This window comes from Yersinia sp. Marseille-Q5920, from assembly GCF_946902935.1.
GTDB lineage: Bacteria > Pseudomonadota > Gammaproteobacteria > Enterobacterales > Enterobacteriaceae > Yersinia > Yersinia rochesterensis.
Genome location: NZ_CAMPQA010000007.1, coordinates 192332 through 212607, shown reverse-complemented (window position 1 = coordinate 212607; position 20276 = coordinate 192332). Strand labels below are relative to the sequence as shown.

Here is a 20276-nt window from a genome sequence, read left to right as displayed (position 1 = left end):
CGGCATCAATATTTTCAGCATTTTATTGGCTTTACGTTATTCATGATATGACTATCCCCTATTCTTCGCCATGAAAACGCATGATGATTTTTACTTGCTCATTTTGTATCGAAAGGGACTTAATTAATTCCAGATCGCACACATAATATAAAAATAATGAGATAATGTTTTATAAGTCATGGCAAACATCCAGATGATGTTATTTCCTGTTTAATTTAAATATAATAATCTACTAAGACAATTCCACCTTTGAGTTTTCTGTAGGATATTTCCCACCCTTGCAATGGAAAGTTCTTGCAAGCTTATTTTATCGACAAAAACACATTGAAAATAACGCTTTTGCAGTCATAATGCGCATCAATCATCTTATATTTATCTACCCCAACCTATTTGGGGAAGGGTCTTTATTGTGTCGCGTTCCTGTTATTTTACATTAATTGTTGGCGTATTATCACCAGCATTGATTATTCCGTTCGCCAGTCATGGCGCGGAATTGCCTCCTATTCAACAAAGTATTCATCAACAGGAACGGCAACGCGCACTGGAAGAGCGTTTGGCCTCCTCAACGCCGGATGTGCGCTTATCTGCGCCGCCAGTCTCTTTAGGCCGTCTGGCTTTCCCGGTGGAGACACCCTGCTTTGTCATTGACCATATTACCCTCAGCGGAACCGAGCCGTTACCTCGCTGGTTGCCACTGCAACGCATTGCCGATCAAGCGCAAGGCCACTGTCTGGGAGGACAGGGCATTAATCTGCTGATGAGCCAGATGCAAAACCGCCTGATTGATCACGGCTATGTCACTACCCGAGTGCTGGCCCCGCAACAGGACTTGAACAGGGGTACGCTGGCGTTACAAGTGGTGCCTGGCAAAATACGCCATGTTGAGCTGACCCCCGACAGTGACCGCCATGTGACGCTGTTGAGTGCTTTCCCTGCCCGCCCCGGTAACCTGTTGGATTTACGTGATATTGAGCAAGGGCTGGAGAACCTACAGCGCGTCCCCACGGTGCAGGCCAACATGGAGTTGATCCCCGGTGAGGCCCCCGGCGAGACCGATATCGCCCTGAGCTGGAAACAGAGCAAAATGTGGCGGCTGGCGGCCTCGCTGGATGACTCTGGCACCCGCAGCACTGGCCGCTATCAAGGCGGCGCGACCCTGTTTCTGGATAACCCGCTCTCTCTGAGTGACCTATTTTATGTCTCTGCCGGTGGCTCAATAAAAAATCGCGGCGATAAAGGCACCAATAACCTGACCGGCCATTACTCGCTACCTTTCGGCTATTGGACTCTCGGCATGACCGCCAGCAGCTATGACTATCACCAGACGGTGGCGGGTCTCAATGGCGATTACGGCTATCGCGGCGAAAGTGAAAATGTGTCGCTGCAACTCAGCCGCCTGCTACACCGCAATGCCAGCCAAAAAACCACTCTGACCTACGATGTGCTGACTCGCTCGTCGAAAAACTACATCAATGATACTGAAGTGGAAGTGCAACGTCGCCGCACCTCGGCCTGGCGTGTTGGTTTAGAGCATCGCCACTTTATCTCACAAGCCATACTGGACGCGGGTGTCAGTTACCAGCGCGGCACTCGCTGGTTTGGTGCAGTACCGGCACAAGAAGAGTATGTCGGCGAAGCCACTGCTCTGAGCAAAATTCTGCGGCTGAATGCGCAACTGGATATTCCTTTTGCCCTGCAAAAACAAAACTTCCATTACAACCTGCAATATCAGCGGCAAAGCACCAACACGCCACTGACACCACAGGATCAATTCAGTATCGGTGGCCGCTGGTCAGTACGCGGTTTTGATGGCGAACGCACATTGAATGCCGATCGCGGCTGGACGGTGCGCAATGATCTCGGCTGGTATACCCCGCTACCAGGCCATGAACTGTATGTCGGTGTGGATTACGGCGAGGTCGGTGGTCGCAGTGATCCTTACTTACTGGGCCACCATCTGGCAGGCGCGGCTTTGGGTGTGCGCGGCAACGTGCTGAATACCCGCTATGACCTGTTTGCTGGCAAACCGCTGTCTAAACCCGATGGTTTCAAAACCGATTCGGTGACCGTCGGCTTTAACCTGAACTGGCAATACTGATGCGCCCAATTAGCGCTTTACTCTCTGGGATGAGTTATGAATAAGAACCTATACCGTATCGTGTTCAACAAGGCGCGTGGCTTGTTGATGGTGGTGGCCGATATCGCCGCCTCCGGTCGGGCGGCTTCCTCGCCCTCGTCAGGTGTTGGGCATACTCAAAGCCGCCGTCTCAGTGCCTTATCAACATTGAGTTTCAGTCTGCTATTGGCTTTGGGTTGTGTCTCTTTACCCGCCCTGTCCGCGATTGTCGCCGATGCCAGTGCGCCGGGGAATCAGCAGCCAACCATTATCAGCAGCGCCAACGGTACGCCGCAGGTCAATATTCAGACGCCCAGCAGTGGCGGGGTTTCGCGTAACCTTTACAGCCAATTTGATGTCGATAATCGCGGCGTGATCCTCAACAACGGCCAGGGTGTCAACCAGACCCAGCTCGGCGGTTTTATCAACGGTAACCCGTCGCTGGCGCGCGGTGAAGCCAGCATTATTCTCAACGAAGTCAACAGCCGTGACCCGAGTAAACTCAATGGCTATATCGAAGTTGCAGGCCGCAAAGCGCAGGTGGTTATTGCCAACCCATCAGGCATTACCTGTGAGGGCTGCGGCTTTATCAACGCCAACCGTGCGACCTTAACCACCGGTCAGACGCAGCTTAATAATGGCCAGCTCACCGGCTTTGATGTGGATCGCGGTGAAATTGTTATTCAAGGCAAAGGTCTAGACAGCAGCCGTCAAGACCATACCGATCTTATCGCCCGCTCTGTCAAAGTGAATGCGGGTATCTGGGCCAATGATTTGAAAGTCACCACCGGGCGCAATCAGGTAGATGCCGCCCATCAGAATAGTAACGCCAAAGCCGCCGATGGCAGCGCCCGCCCTACTGTGGCGGTGGATGTTGCCAATTTGGGTGGCATGTACGCTGGTAAAATTCGCTTGATCGGCACTGAAAGCGGTGTTGGTGTGCGTAATGCCGGTGAAATAGGCGCATCAGCGGGCGATATCACCATTACGGCTGACGGCATGCTGATGAACAGCGGCCAGATCAACAGTGTCCAGCACTTGGCGGTGAATGCCGCTGCGGGCATAGAGAATGCCGGGGTGCTCTATGCGCAGGGCAATACCCAGCTCACTACTGCGGGTAAGCTGAGTAACAGTGGCACTATCGCGGCGGCGGGTGATACCTCATTGCGTGCGGCAGAGGTGAACAGCAACCGCAACTCTATGTTGGGCGCAGGGGTCAAGTCGGACAACAGCAACATTACCAGCGGCACCTTGCGCGTTGACGCCAGTGGGAAGTTAACCGCCCAAGGGAAAAATATTAGCGGCACGACGCAGAATTTCACTGCGCACAGTATTGATCTGAGTGGCAGCCAAACTCAGAGCCGAGACCTGACACTCACCGCCCAAAATGGAGACATTAATCTCACTGGCGCAAATCTGTCCGCCAGCCGTCAGCTGTCTGCCTCGACGGCTTTTTTGTTACGAACGGATAACGCCAGCCTGATTGCGGATCAGCTCAAGCTTAGCGCCCAAGCACTCTCCAATGTCGGCGGCCTGATCGCGCAAACCGGCACCACCGATTTCAACCTGAATCTTCCGGGTTATGTCGATAACCGTGGCGGCTCCCTCCTGTCTGCCGGTAAATTCTTGCTGCAAGCCGAAAGCGTGAACAGCAACGGCAATAGCCAGCTGGGCGCAGGTGTACAGAGCAATGGCAAACTGGCCCAAAGTGGAGATCTTAATGTCACCACGCGGCAAGCTTTGATTGCTCAGGGGCAAAATGTGGCGGTGGGGGCCATGACATTATCCGGTAGCCGTGTCGATCTCACCGGTAGCCAGACTTCTGCGAGCAATATCGCCATCACTGCGCGTGACGGCGATATTTCTACGCAAAAAGCGACGGTGCTCACTCCCGGCGCTCTTACCATCACTGCAGCGGTAAATCCTGCACAAACGCTGAATAACAACGGCGGCAAATTACATGCCGACACCCTCGAACTCAAGCTGGCTAAATTAGATAACAGCAACGGGGAGATAGCGGCGGCGACCGACCTGTGGATACGGCTGCAAAGTGATTTCACTCACCAGACCGGCGCGCGTGTCACGGCAGGTCGTGACCTGGTCTTTAACACCAGTGGCACACTGATTAACCAGTATAAACTGGAAGCCGGGCGCGATATGCAGCTCACCGCGCTCAGCATCAGCAACACCAATGACAGCAGCGCCCTGCTGGCCGGTCGGAACTTGTCATTAAGCACCAATGGCCTGTTTAACAGCGGCGCTATTTATGCGGCCGGTGTCGGGCAATTGACGGTTAATGGCAAGGCTGAAAACCGCGGTGAGATTTACACCGAACAGCAGTTAACTTTCACCACCACCGGCAATTTGGATAACCGCGGTGTGATGCAAACTCGCGGGAATATGCAGTTATCGACGCAGCGCGACCTCAATAACAGTGGCACGCTGTACAGCGCTGGTGACCAGATGCAACTGTCAGTCACCGGCGACCTGACCAACCAAGGCAAGTTGCACGCCGCCAATGGCGACCTGCTGCTGTTGACCAACGGCAATCTGGATAACAGCGGTAGCTTCTATGGCGCAGGGAACAGTCTGTTTACGACTCAGGGGAACGTACTTAACAGCGGCTCGATTTACACCCAAGGCACGCTCCAGTGGCAGATAGCTGGGCGAGCACAGAACAGCGGTTCCATCGCCGCGCTGGGTGACCTCCAACTGCGGGCTAATGATTTACTCAGCACCCATCAATCCCTGATAGCAGCTGGATTGAAAGCGGATGGTAACCTTGCCAATAGTGGCGATTTGGCTATCCATACTGAGCACGCTTTGATAGCGCAAGGGCAAAATATCGCCGCAGGGGCATTGGCGCTGGCGGGTAGCCAGCTTGATTTAACCGGCAGCCAAACTCAGGCCAACGCCATTACCCTCACAGCTAAATCCGGGGATATCACTTTAACTGGGGCAGTGGTTAAAGCCGTCATGCGCCTGTCTGCCAGCACTAACGGCCTGCTGCGCAGCGATAAAGCTAACCTGATGGCGGAGCAGATAACACTCGCCGCGCAAGCACTCTCCAACCTCGGCGGGGTGATAGCACAAACCGGTATCATGGATTTCACTCTCAATCTGGCCGGTTATCTGGATAACCGCGCCGGCACGCTGCTTGCCAAAGGTCACGTGACAGTACAGGCGGAGCGTCTGGATAGCGACGGCGACAGTCTATTGGGGGCGGGAGTGCAGAGTAATGGCCGCCTGACTGATGCCGGTGATCTGCGGGTGACCACCCGTCAGGAGTTAGTGGCGCAAGGGCAAAATATCGCCGCAGGGGCGATGACGCTAACGGGTAGCCGGATTGATTTAACCGGCAGCCAAACACAAGCCAGAGAGATAAACATCACCGCCAACAAGGGGAATGTCAGCACGCAGCGCGCCAATATCCTCTCCCTTGGCTCGCTGACCATGAATGCCGGTGCAAATGCAGGGCAAACCCTCAATAACCAGAGTGGCACGCTGGCAGCAAATAATATCCAATTAAATTTGGGTCAGTTTGATAACCGCAGCGGCAAGGTGACCGCCAGTCAGGATCTGACTATTGGCTTACAGAGCGATTTCAATCATCTGGCCGATTCAACACTTCAGGCTGGGCGTGATTTAACCTTTATCACCAATGGGGCTTTAACCAACGACGGGCAGTTATTGGCGGGTGGCAAACTCAGCACCCGTTCGAGCAGCTTACTGAATAACGGCAATATTATCGCGACGCAAGCCGGGCTAACCACCACAGGTGCCTTGATTAATCACGGCGAAATATTAACCAGCGGGCGGCTCGATACCGACTCCACCACCCTGTTCAATAGCGGCGCCATTATTAGCGCAGAAGCCACACTCAAAGCACGTCAAAGCATCACTAACTCCGGCCCTAACGCCTTGATCGGCGCGACCGATGAGAACGGCACCTTAGCCTTGCTGGCTCCGGTGATTGAAAACAGTGATACCGTCACCAACACCGACACCGCCCCGAGCACCACCCTGTTAGGCATGGGCAAGATTATCCTGGCGGGCGCTCTGGACCAGAGTGGTAATTATCTGTCGGCCGCTCAGGTACTCAATATTTCTGGCCTGATTGAATCCGGCAAAGATATGTTGATTTACGCCACGACACTGACCAATCGTCGTCATATTCTCACCGCCAATACTGACTTTGTCGTCGCGGATACGGTGAATGGGACTGCTTACTGGACAGCCGAAAACCCCGATATTCCAGGTGGGCGCTATGCAGAACCGCCTCATGGCGGCTCGATGAACAGCGATTATATCGGCACGAATTATACGTCGACCATTGCCTATAACGGCATCGATCAAATCAGCCCGGAAGCACAGTTGTTAGCCGGTGGAAACCTGACCCCGCAGGTCGGCACGCTGGAAAACTTCTGGAGCAAAGTGAGCGCGCAAGGCGAGATTGATCTCTCCGGTGTCACCCTGCAACAAGATGGTTGGGGCAGCGCACAACGTCTGATAGAAAAAACCACCTCCAGCGGTGAGTGGCGCTACCGTACCTACAAAGGCGATTTGTGGGGCATCGGTTGGGGGCCGGAGGTGAGTGAGCTGGCCACCCACCAATATGCCTCGAGTATCACCGCAAAAACCCTCAGCGGCAGTGGCACGATTATTCATAATGGCGCCAACCCCGGCGCGATCGCCCCACCGAGTGGCAGCGACAGTACCGGGAAAAATATCGCCATCGAATTTAACGGTATTTCCCTGACACTCCCCAGCGGTGGGCTATATCAGCTCAACACTGACCAAGGTCAATACGCGCCGGATCCTGACGGGGAACTCTCGCTTGAGGCTATCAATAACCCATCCGCCAATGTGGACAGATCTGGCCTCTCCGCCCCTGATCGTGCGGTGAGCGGCGGCTATCTGGTCGAAACCCACCCGGCATTTGCCAATCTGAATAACTGGCGCGGCTCGGACTATGTGCTCCAGCAGCTCAATAACAACCCCGATGTGATATTCAAACGTCTGGGGGATAATGCCTATGAACAACGTCTGGTGCGCGACCAAGTGCTGGCATTGACCGGTCAGGCGGTCGCCAGTGATTACCGCAGCGCCCAGGAGCAGTTCGAGCAACTGTTTGCGGCGGGGCTTGAGTACAGCAAGGCGTTCAATATTGCCCTCGGTACCCACCTCAGTGCCGAGCAGATGGCGGCACTGACCAGCAATATCATCCTCATGGAAACCCGTGAAGTCGCCGGACAAACCGTATTAGTCCCAGTGGTCTATCTGGCGGGGATTAAACCGGGTGAGTTGCATGCCAACGGCGCATTGATTGCGGCTGACAATATCACCTTAACGAATGTGCAGGGTTTCACTAACTCGGGGGCGATTAAAGCCACCAATGACCTGCAAATCAGTATGGCGCAAGACATCACGCTCAATAACCGTGGCGGCCTGCTTCAGGCGGGCAATACTATGCTGCTCAGTACCCTGAACACTGATATTGACCTGACCAGTGCGCGACTCAATGCCACCAACCTGCAACTGGACAGTGGCCGCGATGTCATCCTGCGCACCAGCAGTGAACAACTCAGTAGCAGCAATGGCTCAGTGCTGCGTAATCAAACCATTTTGGGGCCGCTGGCGAGTATCAATGTCAGCAATAACGCGGTGATTAATACCGGGCGCGATTTTATCCTACAAGGTGCCGGCCTCAATGTCGGTCAGGATTTGCAGGTCAATACCGGCGGTGACTGGCTGCTCAATACGGTACAAACCCGCGACCAGATAAGTGCAAATTATGGCAGTGGCAGCGCGAGCAGTGAGCATATCCGCCATCTGGGCAGTGAGGTCAATGTCGGCGGTGCGCTAACCGCCAATGTCAATAATCTGACCGCGGTGGGGGCCAATATCAATGCCGGCACTATTGATGTGCAGGCGCAAAATATTAACCTCAGCGCCGCCACCGACAGCCTGCAGGTCAGCGGTGAATCCTCAAGCAAACGCCATACCAGCTCAGTGGAGCTTTATGATGAAACCCTGCGCGGCAGCCAGTTAAACGCCACCGGCGATATCCATTTGCAGACGGCAAAAGACATCACCCTCAGCGCCAGCGCGATACAAACTGACGGCGCGCTGACACTGGCGGCGGGCGGCGATGTCACCCTCACCGCCCAGACTGAACAGCATGATGAGCAGCGCAATCATACCGGCACTAAAAAAGGGCTGGCCTCCAGCACCACCACCCGCAGCGAAGACAGTATTAGCCAGACGCTGGCGGTCGGCTCCATGCTGTCTGCCGGTTCTCTTGATGTCAGTGGCAAAAATATCGCGGTCATCGGCAGCAATGTGGTGGCAGACAAGGATATCAACCTGCGGGCAAAAGAGAACCTCACCGTCGGCAGCGCGCAGCAGAGCGAGAGTGAATCTCACCTGTATGAGCAGACAAAATCCGGCCTGATGAGCGCCGGCGGCATGGGTGTCATGGCCGGCAGCAGCAGCACCAAAGTCACCGATACGGGCAAATCCCTCTCCAACGTCGGCAGCACCGTCGGCAGCGTACTGGGCAATGTCAGCATGACCGCCGGTGAAGACCTGACGGTGCAAGGCTCCGACGTGTTGGCCGGTAAAGACATTAATCTGAGCGGTAAGAGCGTCAGTATTTTGGCGGCGGAAAATCACAGCAGCCAGACTCATAGCGTCGAGCAAAAAAGCAGCGGCCTGACACTGGCGCTGTCCGGTGCGGTCGGCAGCGCTCTCAATACCGCGGCCACCACCGCCAAAGAGGCCCGCGACGAAAGCAATGGCCGATTAGCCGCGTTGCAAGGGGTGAAAGCCGCACTCAGTGGCGCGCAGGCGGTGCAGGCCGGCCAACTGGTGCAGGCGCAAGGGGGCGATGCCGCCAGCATGGTCGGTGTCAGCGCCTCATTAGGCTCACAAAAATCGTCCTCACAGCAGCATCAGGAACAGACCAGCGTGACCGGTTCGACCCTGACGGCGGGCAACAACCTGACGGTGACAGCCACCGGCGAGGGGAACAGCGGCGATATTCTGGTGCAAGGCAGCCAGCTTAAAGCCGGCGGTGATACCACCTTAGATGCCGCCCGCGACTNGCAAGGGGGCGATGCCGCCAGCATGGTCGGTGTCAGCGCCTCATTAGGCTCACAAAAATCGTCCTCACAGCAGCATCAGGAACAGACCAGCGTGACCGGTTCGACCCTGACGGCGGGCAACAACCTGACGGTGACAGCCACCGGCGAGGGGAACAGCGGCGATATTCTGGTGCAAGGCAGCCAGCTTAAAGCCGGCGGTGATACCACCTTAGATGCCGCCCGCGACTTGCTGTTACTCGGTGCCGCCAACACGCAGAAAACCGACGGCAGTAACAGCAGCAGCGGCGGCAGCGTAGGGGTCAGTCTGGGCCTGAATGGTGCCAGCAGTGGCCTGAGCATCTTTGCCAACGCCAACAAGGGCCAGGGCAATGAACACGGCAACGGCACCACCTGGACTGAAACCACCCTCGACAGCGGCGGCACCCTGTCGCTCAACAGCGGCCGCGATACCTCGCTGATTGGCGCGCAGGCCAGCGGCGAAAGCGTCAAGGTGGATGTCGGCCGCGACCTGCTGCTGCAAAGCCAGCAAGACAGCGATAATTATGATGCGAAGCAGACCAGCAGCAGCGGCGGTGTCAGCGTGGCGGTGACCGGCGGCGGCTCGGCCAACCTGAGCATGAGTCAGGACAAACTGCACAGCAATTATGACTCGGTGCAGGAACAGACCGGCATCTTTGCGGGCGCTGGCGGCTTTGATATCACCGTCGGCGAGCATACTCAGCTGGATGGCGCAGTGATTGCCAGCACCGCAGACCAGAGTAAAAATAGTCTGGACACCGGCACACTGGGCTTCAGTGATATTGAGAATAAAGCCGATTTCAACGCCGAGCATCAGGGCGGCAGCCTGAGCAGCGGCGGCCCGGTGGGGTCTGACCTGCTGAGCAATCTGGGCGGCGTGGTGCTGTCGGGGCTGGGTAATGACGGTCATGCCGGGGGCACCACACAGGCGGCGGTCAGTGAGGGCAACATCACCCTCCGTGATACCGATAAACAACAGCAGAATGTCGATGACCTGAGCCGCGACACCGACCATGCCAACGGCAGCATCGGCCCGATATTTGATAAAGAGAAAGAGCAAAACCGCCTCAAAGAAGCACAGCTGATTGGCGAGATAGGCGGTCAGGCGATGGATATTGCGCGGACGCAGGGGGATATTCTCGGGCTTGAGGAAGCGTTGAAACGCCATCCTGAGCTGAAAGGCGATGCGGATGCCTTACGCGAAACACCCGAATACAAAGCCGAAATGCAGAAATACGGCACCGGCAGCGCACTGCAACAGGGGCTTCAGGCCGCCACCGCCGCTATTCAAGGGCTGGCGGGCGGGAATATGGCGCAAGCGCTGGCAGGGGCTTCCGCGCCCTATCTGGCTGAAGTGATTCACAATATGACAACCGATGCCAACGGCAAGGTCAACACTGAAGCCAACCTAATGGCCCATGCGGTACTGGGTGCGGTCGTGGCGCAGATAAACGGCAACAGTGCGCTGGCGGGCGCTTCGGGTGCAGCGATGGGTGAGTATATCGCCCAGCAGATGTATCCTGGTATCAAACGTGAAGACTTGACAGAAGAGCAACGACAAACCATCAGCGCATTGGGTACACTGGCGGCAGGATTAGCCGGTGGATTGACCGGCGACAGCACCGCTGATACGGTTGCCGGTGCACAGGCTGGGAAAAATGCGGTTGAGAATAACTCCCTGAGTGGTGACAAATCCCGTGAAACGGTTAAACAGGCCGCGGAATCCCTGAAAAATCAGGTTAGGGATAAGCTTGGTGAGGGCACAACCTCTTCCATTGCGAACGGTATTATTAATGCTCTTGCCGATACCGGCGATGCGACGTTGGGATCAGTGGATTATGTAGCCGATGCAGCGATGGCACTGGCTTCATGTGCTGCCGGAGACAGTTACTGCACTCAGGCATTAAACGATCTGGCGGGTAAAAATCAAGCTGCAGCAGATACGCTGAAAACCCTGATGAAGAGTGAAACCTGGACAGCGGTTGCAGGACAGGTGAAAGAAGCTGCACAAGGTAACCAGCTTGCACTGGAAGCCACGGGCGGAATGCTGGCGGGCCTTTTCCTGCCGGGTAAGAAATTACCTGATGTTGTTAAACTTATTGATTCAAACATCAAAATTGTAACGGGTGTAACTGTTGGTACTTTCGAAAAAAGTTTAGTCGGACTTCCTCCGGGAGAGCGTGTCGCGATTATAAAACAAACAGCCCCGAAAGTTGCAGCAGAATACGGCATGGTTAAAGATAATCAGCTAACTAAAAATAATGGGCGCGATGTGTATCGAGGACAAGATGGAAATCTTTATGCACTTGATACGCAGCATGGCCGATTTGAAGTTGTCAGCCCGAAAGGTAAACATTTAGGTGAAGTTGATTTCTCTATGCAAAAAATACCTAACAGCCAAGATAAATCGGGTTCCCACAATTTGAAGGTGAAATAATGAGACTAGTTGATTATAAGAATGAATCCATCAAGAGAGGTTCAGTTTTTAGATTACCTGCAGTTTGGCCTTATGAATCATTGGTAGATTTTATGGTCATTGATCTTTTTGATACTCATGGCCTAGTTGTGTCTACCGGCCATAAAGCAGGTTTAATATTAATAGAGCTACCTGCCGATAGTGGTTCGAAGGAGGGCCGAGCCTTAAGTACAACGTGGATTATTAACAACTGGGAAAAATGGATCTATCCAGAATGTAATGTTGAAGATGTTCATCTTATTGAACAATATGTAGCAACGGCTGTTGAATGATAAAAATCCCATCTTTCACGGCGGGATTTTATTTTCATGGAGAATAATAACTTTAATTTTGGTAAAGGCATATCGCAGGCTTTGCTTGGCGCTTTCATGTTTCAAAATGGAGCTTCACCGGATGAAATTATAGTGATACTGGTCAATAACGCCTAAGGTGATATACCACCGCCAAAGAGGCCCGCGACGAGAGCAATGGCCGATTAGCCGCGTTGCAAGGGGTGAAAGCCGCACTCAGTGGCGCGCAGGCGGTGCAGGCCGGCCAACTGGTGCAGGCGCAAGGGGGCGATGCCGCCAGCATGTTCGGTGTCAGCGCCTCATTAGGCTCACAAAAATCGTCCTCACAGCAGCATCAGGAACAGACCAGCGTGACCGGCTCGACCCTGACGGCGGGCAACAACCTGACGGTGACAGCCACCGGCGAGGGGAACAGCGGCGATATTCTGGTGCAAGGCAGCCAGCTTAAAGCCGGCGGTGATACCACCTTAGATGCCGCCCGCGACTTGCTGTTACTCGGTGCCGCCAACACGCAGAAAACCGACGGCAGTAACAGCAGCAGCGGCGGCAGCGTAGGGGTCAGTCTGGGCCTGAATGGTGCCAGCAGTGGCCTGAGCATCTTTGCCAACGCCAACAAGGGCCAGGGCAATGAACACGGCAACGGCACCACCTGGACTGAAACCACCCTCGACAGCGGCGGCACCCTGTCGCTCAACAGCGGCCGCGATACTTCACTCATCGGCGCGCAGGCCAGCGGCGAAAGCGTCAAGGTGGATGTCGGCCGCGACCTGCTGCTGCAAAGCCAGCAAGACAGCAAGACAGCAAGACAGCGATAATTATGATGCGAATACGACACCGGCAGCGTACTGAGTCCTCAAAAAAACCACGTTGAATCATGACTGGCACGTAGCCTAACCCGCCATCAGTACTGCGAATCTCAGAATTTCAATAAGGGGACATTTAAGCACTAGCCTTCCCAGACAAAGACTAAAAATAACCCCACTCCCGACCAGCTAAAAACTCAAGCCCCTTTCAACATATCAAACACTACCCGGGCAAACCCTTTCGCCAACTCCGGATTAGACAAATACTGCATCATCATTTCGTGCTGAGCATCATTGCTATCCATTACCGCGTCATCAATGGCTTTAGGGAAATCCCCCAGCATAGCTTGTTCACGGGTGTTGTTGGCAATTTGCGTCATGACTGCCTGGTTTTCCGATAACTTGTCGCGCACGGTAAAAGCATAGTTAATCATGTCTTTATCACTGAGATTATCAGTAATAAACAGGTCATTTAGACGTGCCAGAATATTCGACAGGAACTCTTCTTTCTTATCTTTTGGCTTGGCGGTGCCGATGTCATTGCCTGGTTCGATTTTGTATTCTCCGGCATCTTCCTGCAGCTTGAGATGCTGCTCGTGGATTTTCGATAAGCGGTAATGGCTCATCTCCACATTGCTTAAATCAATCTCATCTTCTTCAACGCGCTGTTCATGCAGCAGCGGACGCAAATGGCGGGCAAATAGGCTAAGTTTCTCCAGTTCTTTGTCATCGTACTCAACGATTTGCGACATAAACTCGTAGAAACGAACAAAACTGCCAAGATCTTTCTTGAAGATATCCAGTTTGTCTTTCTCTTGTTTGCACTCTTTAAAACTGTTTTCGGCATTAGTGATAAGCACCACATCGTGGGTTTTTTTGGTTCGCTCAAAAATTTCTTTTGCCAGCACATAAGCATCAATCGCCGAGGTATAACGCTTCTTCCAGCGCTCAACGGCGGGTTTACAGATATTACTGATCGCGGCGTTGGATTTGTTTTTAGTGAAAAATGCCTCGCAGAATTGCTCGACTTCGCTCCAGAGAAAAATACCGCTAGCGCGAAGTTTCTGTGACAACTCAAAGACTAGCTGTGGGTCACTGACATCTGTCAACTCAGCAGTTTGATAGTAAGGCTGGAAAGCTGCCAAAATATCATCCGGTTTGTTATAGAAATCGAGTACGAAGGTGCCCGACTGTGCTTTACCCGGATAGATACGATTCAGGCGCGAGAGCGTCTGTACACACTCCACACCACCGAGAGCTTTATCCACATACATGGCGCATAATTTCGGCTGGTCAAAACCAGTCTGGAATTTATTCGCCACTAACATGACCTGATAATCATCACTATCAAAAGCTTTACGCATATCCCGGCCTTTCAGCCCCGGATTCATATTGATTTCGGTGAACTTCTGGTTGAGCAGTGCCAGGCTATTGTGGTCACTCTCAAGAAATTCCACCTCGCCAGAAAACGCCACCATTGCGTTAATCTTCGGATAGTTTTTTTCGGCGATGTATTGATCAAATGCCAACTTATAGCGCACTGCGGCTTTACGCGAACTGGTGGCCACCATCGCCTTGGCTTGCCCACCGAGTAAATGCATCACATGTTTGCGGTAGTGCTCAACAATCACTTTTACTTTTTGCGCAACATTATGATCGTGCAATGTAACCCACTGGTTCAGTTTAATTTTGGCTTTTTTACTGTCGACTTCCCGGTCGGCATCTGCCAGTTTTTGCAGCAGCTGATAGGCTACTTTGTAGTTGGTGTAGTTCTTCAGGACATCAAGAATAAAGCCCTCTTCAATCGCCTGACGCATGGAGTAAACATGAAAGGCTTCGGGCTTGTTGGTTTTCGATGCGGGTTCTAGCGGGTTAGGGCGGCGGCCAAATAGCTCAAGGGTTTTCGCTTTGGGCGTGGCGGTAAATGCATAGTAGTTAAGGTTGCTGCTGCCTTTACGGGCGGCGACAGTGGCATCGATAATGTCCTCCGATGACAACACCACATCGTCATCTACCTCGTCGGTCATCAGCACTTCTTTAAGCTGACGCGCTGTGGAGCCGCTTTGCGATGAGTGCGCTTCATCAGCTATCACCGCATATTTACGCTGTTTGAGGCTGACGCTGTTTTCGATGGCTTTCAGCACGAACGGGAAAGTCTGGATGGTGACGATAATAATCGGCTGTGAGTTTTCCAGCGCGCTGGCGAGTTTTTCTGATTTGGAGCCATCGCCTTCTTTATTATTGATGCGCCCGACAACGCCGTCCGCATGTTCAAACTGGTAGATAGTGTCCTGTAGCTGATCGTCCAATACCGTGCGGTCAGTGACCACAATCACCGAATGAAACTGCTTTTCACCCTGCTCATCGTAGAGAGTTGAAAGCTGGTGAGCAGTCCAGGCAATGGAGTTAGATTTACCGGAACCCGCGCTGTGCTGAATAAGATATTTATGCCCTGTACCTTCAACCACGGCGGCACTAATCAGCTTATTCACCACATCCCACTGGTGATAGCGCGGGAAAATAAGGCTCTCTTTTTTTCCTTTCAACCCGTTCCATGTTTCTTTTTCTTCAATTTGTAGATGCACAAAACTGGCGAGGATTTTCAGTAAGTTGTCGGGCAGTAGAACTTCATTCCACAAGTAGCTGGTGGCGTACTCGTTTTCATCTTCGGGAATATCATTACCTGCACCGCCGTCTTTGGTGCCTTTGTTAAACGGCAGGAAGAAAGTGTCATCGCCGGCCAGTTTGGTCGCCATAAACACGTCATACTGGCTAACAGCAAAATGCACCAACGCGCCCCGTTTAAAGGTCAGCAGCGGCTCAGGTTTATTGGTTATCGGGTCTTTGGGCAAACGCGTTTTTTTATATTGTTTGATGGCGTTTTGCACCGCCTGTTTGAACTCAGATTTCAGCTCCAGCGTTGTCACCGGCAGGCCGTTAACAAACAGCACCAGATCGATTCGCCACTTTTTGGCTTTTATGCCAGATTCTTCAAACGCGGCTTTGGTGGCATAGGGGCTATAAACCAGCTCTGGCACCACACGGCAGATATTCTGTTGATAACGCGCCAGCGTTTCCGGGTTGAGATTATGCTCTGGCTTAAATTGGCATAATGAAAAGCGCGCATTGTGGCTTTTAATACCATGACGCAATACGCCCAGCGTCCCGTAAGTGCGCGACAATATATCGGTGGCGTTGTTATCGGCTTTTTTAAGTTGCGCTACCAGCACATCAAGGAAATGACGTTCAGTATCGGTCGGGTAAATTCTGGCAAACTTTTCCCATTCCAGCGGCTGAGTATTTTGTACAAAAGCTATGGCATCTTGGGAGAAGAGCGCGTGTTCGCGGTCATAGCCATCTGATTTGCCACAAACCCAACCTTTAGCAACCATTTGAGTAATGATTTCATTCTGGAAAATTGCCTCTTTGGTGGTGTCCATACTCATGCGCTGACCTCCTGTGATAACTCAACTTCACGGGCTTCGGGTGCAACCCAATGGCGTACATCGATTTTTCCGGTGACGGCGGCAGAAATAAGGGCGGTGCGACGTTCTTGGAGAAGATTTATTTGAAGAGATGCAATACTTTCTAACTGTGAATATTGAGTTTCTAATTTTTCAATTTCATCAACAATTAGGTTTTGTTCCAACATGGATGGAACAGGCATAATTATTCTACCTAACTCCTCAAAGTAAAGACGAAGCCTCATCTCCATAATTCCTCTAGACCACCTTTTAAATTCTCTTTGTGTTAGCTCTAATCTAAAAAGATAGTGATAGAACTTAGGGTTTATATCTTTCGTCTTCCTTAGAATATCGTAAGCGGGACTAGTCACTCCATCATAATTTGAATAGCCAACGGCACCCATCCACGCAAGAAGTTTATTAACAATTATATCTCCTTTTTTTACTATCCAATAACCATCTGTGGTGGATGCTTTATTACCTTTAGGCTCTAAGTCTTTTCGTGGTGCAACACCAATAGCTGTGTAAACAGATAATAACTCATGGCTATTACTCATTTCAGCAGGTTCTGTTACCAACCTAAATAGTCGTTTGGTTGGTAAAGTTTCCCAATGCTCCGGCACTTCCCCCAGCCACTCAACACCAGAATCTTTCATTGGCACATCAGAATTTAGCCCTTTAGTCACCGCATGGCTAATCACTGCCTGACGTTTTTCCTTTAACAGTTCAATTAGTTGCTGTTGCTTCTCGATCAGCTTATCGATTTTTGCGGTTGCGTGATCCAAAAAGGTGGCAATATTTCTTGCTTCATTAGAGCTAGGAACAAGTAAGAAAGAATTTTTGATAAGCTCTTGATTTAATATTTTAGCACCATAAATATTGGTTGATGCATTTTCAATTATGAATTTTGGGAGTACATAATATAAATATGATAAAGGAAGTGTAGCGTTATCAAGAAATGAAGCAATTGCCTCATTTGTATAGAGATCACACCCCGCAAATGATACAGCACCTACCGACAACTTGAAACTGTATAGTAGTGCCCCTTTAGGGGTTATATCCATAGAGGCTTCTTTAGCAGCCAAGTCGGAGATGCATTTTGCAGTGGATGAAATGTACTTTCCTTTTAAATCAGAAATATTCACCCATAAATTATCACCAATGAAATTAGCATCATTCTTAGTCGGAGGAGTCCAACCAACCTGAAATGGCGCTATATATTTTACTCTACTGACTTTCCATTCTTTGGGAATTTCTCCCAGCCACTCCACACCAGAATCCTTATATTCCGGATAAGCCTTATATTTAGCCATCAGGAATGTACCTCCTGCAATAGCTTCATAATCTCGGCGCTCACCGCATCTAAATCCGCATCAATCTCTTCTAACGGGCGCGGCGGCTGATAAACGTAGAAATGGCGATTAAACGGGATTTCATAACCGACAATCCCTATTTCACCGTCTTTGGCATCGCGCTTATCGGCGTTAATCCAGGCATCGGCAACGTGCGGCAGCACTTCGGCTTTAAAGTAGTTCTCAATCAAATCGCTGGTAGCGATAACCGGGTTTAACGGCACATTTTCGTTATCACGCAGATCGCCATCCTGCTCGAACTCCACCACTTTGCCTTTATATTCAAATGCACCATACAGCGGCTGGGCGGCTTCTTTTAGTACCTTTTTCACCACCGGCTCGGCATCCGGGTTTTTAGTGGTGATAGCGTCGATAAACTGTTTATTTTCTTTAGTATCCAGCTTCACGCCCGCGGTTTTAATCGCGCCTTTTAAGGTGAGTTGGAACTCATTAAAGTCATCACTAACTCGCTCTTTGCCGCCGGTTTTCACACCCAATGCGGTTTGGATTTGCTGTGCTTTATCCATCAATGCAAGCTGTGCCAGCCACAATTTGCTGTCCAGCAGGTCTTTAATTTGCTTCTCTTTCAGCTCAGCAAATTCAGCTTTGATAATGGCGCGCGCTTCAACTTGCAGCCCGGTAAAATCGCCGTAATTATCGTCTTGCCATTGCGCGGCGAACTCGTCATATAGGCGCTCCATCGGCACGTTAAACGGCTTCGGAGCAAAGCGCAGTGTGGCAATCGATTCATCAGTAACTTGAGCAGACAAACGCAGCGGGCGCTCAATGGTTAGGCGGCGGTAGCCAAAATCCGTGCTGTTAAAAATTTTACTGGCGAAGGTTTTTGGCGCTTCGATTTTCGCCGTTGCCGACTGACGGCCACGGTTAGATTTCTGCTCAGGCGCTTTCTCAAGACCTAATGTTTCAAGAGCAGTCGCTTCCACCACCTCAAAATCACCAAAGGTACGAGTGATAAGCTTAATATCATCCTCGCCCATGATGTTACGTTTGGAACCTAAAGACTTACGCATCTTGCCGCACAGATTGGTGCCGTCAATCAGTTGAACTTTGCCCCTACGCTCCGGTGCTTTCTTGTTCGACAAAATCCACACATAAGTGGCAATCCCGGTGTTGTAGAACATATCGGTCGGCAGCGCGACAATCCCTTCCAACAAATCAGCTTCCAGAATATAACGACGGATTTCACTCTCGCCACTACCCGCCCCGCCGGTAAACAGTGGTGAGCCGTTCAGAATAATGCCGATCCGCCCGCCGTTACTCACCGAGCCATCGGCGTTGTGGTTATCGCGCATTTTGCTGATCAGATGCATCAGGAACAGTAGTGAACCATCAGATACACGCGGCAGACCTGGGCCAAAACGCCCATTAAAACCTTTCAGTTGATGCTCGCCGTTAATCTCACCTTCAATCTTTTTCCAGTCCACACCAAACGGCGGGTTAGACAGCATGTAGTCGAACTGATCTTGCGGTAACTGATCGTTAGAAAGGGTATTGCCCAGTTTGATGCGGCTGACATCTTGCCCTTTAATCAGCATATCGGCTTTACAGATGGCGTAGGACTCGGGGTTCAGTTCCTGCCCAAAAGCACGCATTACCGCGTTCGGGTTAAGTTCGTGCACGTACTCCATACCGGAAGAGAGGAAGCCACCCGTACCGGCCGTTGGATCATAAATGGTGCGAATGATGCCATCCTTTGACAAGGCATCATTATCTTCCATAAACACCAGAGAGGTAGTTAAACGCACGATATCGCGTGGGGTAAAGTGTTCACCCGCCGTTTCATTCGAGCTTTCCGCAAAGCGCCGAATTAGCTCTTCAAACACCAGCCCCATTTCATAGTTAGAAATAGCATTTGGGCTTAAGTCAGTGGTAGCAAATTTCTTAACGATTTTGAACAGCAGGTTGGCATCATCCAACAAACCAACAAATTCGGTGAATTTGAAGTGCTCAAAGATTTCCCGCGCATCCTTCGAAAAACATTGAACATAGTTCTCCAAATTGGCCTTAATATCGTTCTGACCCATTTTGCCGAGATCCATCGGCGAGGTATTGAAGAACGACAGACCCTTGGTGGCACGTAACAGAAACTTCTCTCTTCCTTCTTCGGGCAGCGGACTAGTCTTCAGCTTTTCAGCCTCTGCCACCACTGCATCTTTGGTTGGCGCTAACACACACTCAAGACGGCGCAGTAAGGTAAAAGGCAGAATCACACGCCCGTACTGGGATTGCTTAAAATCACCGCGAAGCAGGTCAGCCACCGACCAGATAAAGGCAGCCGTTTGAGAGAAGTTAGTGTTAGTCATGAAAATCCTCAGGATAAATCGTAGCTATAGAGCAAATGTGCCCAAGCAAAAATGCAGTTTTTGAAATGCAATTCGCAAAATAATACCCGTAACGAAAACTATCGCAAACGATACAGGGCAAAGAAATGAATACCGAGACTAAATAATCACTTAACCTACGGCCAGCATTCGACCGTTACAACTTAAAATAGCCAGGTATCCTTCAAAGCCTAACTTTATAACAGCCGTAAGCCCGAACATGATTTTATACTTTAATAGAATGTTGAGCTTTCGTTATACAAGGCTCATTGCTGTACCCTGGGTAACATACTAATGCAAACACATTCA

General features: G+C 51.5%; 6 protein-coding genes and 1 pseudogene. 4 read left to right on the top strand and 3 right to left on the bottom strand.

Going from position 1 to position 20276, the window contains the following annotated elements; genetic code table 11:
* The first annotated feature begins 409 nt into the window (after window positions 1–409).
* From OVO64_RS12545 to OVO64_RS12530, 4 genes and pseudogenes are all read left to right on the top strand, one after another.
* Window positions 410–2098, top strand: coding sequence for a ShlB/FhaC/HecB family hemolysin secretion/activation protein (locus OVO64_RS12545; protein ID WP_038636606.1), 1689 nt, complete (start codon window positions 410–412; stop codon window positions 2096–2098).
* Window positions 2099–2134: 36 nt separating this feature from the next.
* A complete protein-coding gene (locus tag OVO64_RS12540; RefSeq protein ID WP_267248804.1) occupies window positions 2135–11677 on the top strand; it encodes a hemagglutinin repeat-containing protein in 9543 nt (3180 codons plus the stop codon).
* Window positions 11677–11988 (top strand): Imm45 family immunity protein, encoded by a 312-nt coding sequence (gene imm45, locus OVO64_RS12535; RefSeq protein ID WP_038636609.1) that lies wholly within the window; start codon window positions 11677–11679, stop codon window positions 11986–11988. The genes OVO64_RS12540 and imm45 overlap by 1 nt, the downstream gene beginning before the upstream one ends.
* A 164-nt stretch (window positions 11989–12152) precedes the next feature.
* A pseudogene (locus tag OVO64_RS12530) lies at window positions 12153–12800 on the top strand (hemagglutinin repeat-containing protein); the annotation flags it as partial.
* A 206-nt stretch (window positions 12801–13006) separates the two neighbouring features.
* Here the strand turns inward: OVO64_RS12530 and OVO64_RS12525 are convergent.
* Genes OVO64_RS12525 through OVO64_RS12515 form a run of 3 tightly spaced genes read right to left on the bottom strand, consistent with a single transcriptional unit; the run spans window position 13007 to window position 19949 of the window.
* Complete coding sequence (locus OVO64_RS12525) at window positions 13007–16255, bottom strand: type I restriction endonuclease subunit R (RefSeq protein WP_038636613.1); 3249 nt, start codon at window positions 16253–16255, stop codon at window positions 13007–13009.
* Window positions 16252–17586, bottom strand: coding sequence for a restriction endonuclease subunit S (locus OVO64_RS12520; RefSeq protein ID WP_145540962.1), 1335 nt, complete (start codon window positions 17584–17586; stop codon window positions 16252–16254). The genes OVO64_RS12525 and OVO64_RS12520 overlap by 4 nt, the downstream gene beginning before the upstream one ends.
* Window positions 17586–19949, bottom strand: coding sequence for a type I restriction-modification system subunit M (locus tag OVO64_RS12515; RefSeq protein WP_038636616.1), 2364 nt, complete (start codon window positions 19947–19949; stop codon window positions 17586–17588). The genes OVO64_RS12520 and OVO64_RS12515 overlap by 1 nt, the downstream gene beginning before the upstream one ends.
* Between the last annotated feature and the right edge of the window lie 327 nt (window positions 19950–20276).